Source organism: Microcoleus sp. SVA1B4, from assembly GCF_036700545.1.
Lineage (GTDB): Bacteria > Cyanobacteriota > Cyanobacteriia > Cyanobacteriales > Microcoleaceae > Microcoleus.
Map to the genome: position 1 here is coordinate 16,242 of NZ_JAUBPB010000100.1, position 3,021 is coordinate 19,262.

Below are 3,021 nucleotides of genomic sequence, written 5' to 3' on the forward strand. Positions count from 1 at the left end.
TGATTACACCAATACTCCCCTGACTGTCAATTTTGCCGCTGGGGATGCTGCACCCCAAACCATCACCATTCCGATCGTCAACGATACTTTGGTAGAGGATACCGAAACACTCAACTTAACTTTGACCAACCCGAATGGTGCAACGATTGGAACGCAAAGCACCGCTACCTTGGACATCGCAGACGATGACAGCAGCCTGGAATTTAGTGCTCCTACTTTCAGCGTCAACGAAGATGGAACAACAGTTGCAGCAGTAACAGTTACACGTACTGGCAGTACCACTGGTGCCGCCAGTGCCACGGTGGAATTGAGCGATGGTACTGCTATCGCCCCTGATGATTACACCAATACTCCCCTGACTGTCAATTTTGCCGCTGGGGATGCTGCACCCCAAACCATCACCATTCCGATCGTCAACGATACTTTGGTAGAGGATACCGAAACACTCAACTTAACTTTGACCAACCCGAATGGTGCCACGATTGGAACCCAAAGCACCGCTACCTTGGACATAGTGGACAATGACAGCACCCTGCAATTTAGTGCTCCTACTTTCAGGGTTAATGAAAACGGAAGGATTGTTTCAGCAGTAACAGTTACACGCACTGGCAGTACCACTGGTGCAGTCTCAGCCACGGTGGAATTGAGCGATGGTACTGCTGTTGCCCCTGGTGATTACGACAATCAGGCGATTGTGGTGAATTTTGCCGCTGGGGATGCTGCATCCAAAATTGTCGATATTCCGATCGTCAACGATACTTTGGTGGAGGGTACCGAAAGAGTCAACTTAAGTTTGACCAACCCTACAGGCAATGCCTCGATTGGAACGCAAGGTACTGCCATTTTGAACATCGCAGATAATGACAGCAGCCTGCAATTTAGTTCCCCTACCTTTAGTCTCAACGAAGATGGCACGCCGATTGCAGCCGTGACTGTCACTCGCATTGGCAGTGCTATTGGCGCCGTCTCAGCCACTGTGAACTTGACCGATGGTACTGCTGTTGCCCCTGGGGATTACACCATTACTCCCCTGACTGTCAATTTTGCCGCTGGGGACACCGCACCCAAAATTGTCACCATTCCGATCGCCAACGATACTTTGGTGGAGGGTATCGAAACACTCAACTTAAGTTTGACCAACCCTACAGGCAATGCCACGATTGGAACGCAAAGCACCGCTAACTTGGACATAGTGGACAATGACAGCAGCCTGCAATTTAGTGCTCCTACTTTCAGGGTTAATGAAAACGGAAGGATTGTTTCAGCAGTAACAGTTACACGCACTGGCAGTACGACTGGTGCAGTCTCAGCCACGGTAAACCTCAGTAATCTTACTGCTGTTGCTGATGACTACGACAATGCTCCCATCCTTGTCAATTTTGCTGATGGGGATGCTGCACCCAAAATTGTCGATATTCCGATCGTCAACGATACTTTGGTGGAGGGTACCGAAAGAGTCAACTTAAGTTTGATCAACCCTACAGGCAATGCCACGATTGGAACGCAAAGCAACGCCATTTTGAACATCGCGGACGATGACAGCACGCTGCAATTTAGTGCTGCCTTCTTTAGCGTCAACGAAGGCACGCGGAATGCAGCCGTGACAGTTACACGCATTGGCAGTGCTACTGGCGCCGTCTCAGCCACGGTGAACTTGAGCGATGGTACTGCTGTTGCCCCTGATGACTACATCAATATTAGTCCCATTGCTGTTAATTTTGCCTCTGGGGACAGCACGGCCAAAACCATCACTATTCCAATCCAGGAGAATAGTTTGCCAGAGTCTAACGAAACAGTCAACTTAAGTTTGGCTATTGCTACAGGCAATGCCACGATTGGAACGCAAAGCACCGCCATTTTGAACATCGTAGACAATGATGTTGCACCTGCTGTGATGACTAACTTAACTTCATCGAGCATGACCCCCGACCTACTTACTGGCTTTCGTTCCGCTAGTGCGATCGGTGATAGCGGGCTACAGGATTCCAGCTTGCTTGGTGGTTCAGGGCCGGGAACAGTGGATATGAGCAATTTCATCACCAACTCTTTCGACGGGGCGGCGATCGCTAATCCTACTATGACAGTCGCTGGCACCCAGAACTGGTTGTGGCCTTCACCTACAGAGCCCATTGTGGGTGGCACTGACCCGAATCTAATTGCTGGGGTAGGTCCGAGTTTCGTGTCCTTCAACCCATCTGCTACTTGGGTCTGATAGAACCATTTCAAGGTCGTACTCTTAGATGCTACGCGCGTTATTCGAGTACGACCTTGAACTCTTGTATAGCAATCCTAAATGATTTGTGTAATTCTTGTAGGGAAAAACCAACGCCCGGTTGCCCCGATGCAGGCTGGGGTAGTCACTCTTAGCACTACCCCTACATATTTTTACAACTGATGCGAGGATTGCTATATTTTGAAAAAAATAGATGGCGATTTGCCATTGGGATGGAGTTTTTGAGAGCGTAGTTTTTGGGCAATTCTTGTTGGTAAAAATTCGCCCCGAAAATTATCGATTGGATATTAAGCTGTTGCACATTTAAATTGTATATTCAGGGCGGGCTGGACGCCCAACCCGTACTCCCCACAAGACTTGGATTTTTTTGGACATACAATTTAAAGGCCGCAACAGCTTAGTGTTTTTTGCTATTACCTACTTAATCCTTAATTTTTTGTAAAAACGTAACAGTTGCCAAATCTGCCAACTCGCCCAGACTGGGAGCAATGCTAAGATTAACCAAAAGGTGGGTTTAGCGATCGCCCCCAAGATGGGGAAATCAAACCAAGATGGCAATTTGACATTCGGTATATTTTGGGCAGTTTTTAGTTTTATCAAAGGAACTTTCGGACATAGCTTTACTTCACTGAATCGATTTTGCCCTGTGGATTTGGGCTTTTTTTATTCGATCGTCTTACTGCACATTTTGTACAGCTTTTAAGTTGGTACTAACTAAGGAATGAGAATTAAATAACTTCCACTCTTGAAAGTGGGATGGGCGTCCCGCCCGTCCAAAAAGGACGGGC

At 47.7% G+C, this 3,021-nt stretch carries 1 protein-coding gene; it reads left to right on the forward strand.

Annotation, left to right across the window (positions count from 1 at the left end):
- Positions 1 to 2,212 (forward strand): Calx-beta domain-containing protein (locus QT987_RS27900; protein WP_333246576.1); only part of this gene is annotated, 2,212 nt, incomplete at its 5' end.
- Positions 2,213 to 3,021 lie beyond the last annotated feature (809 nt).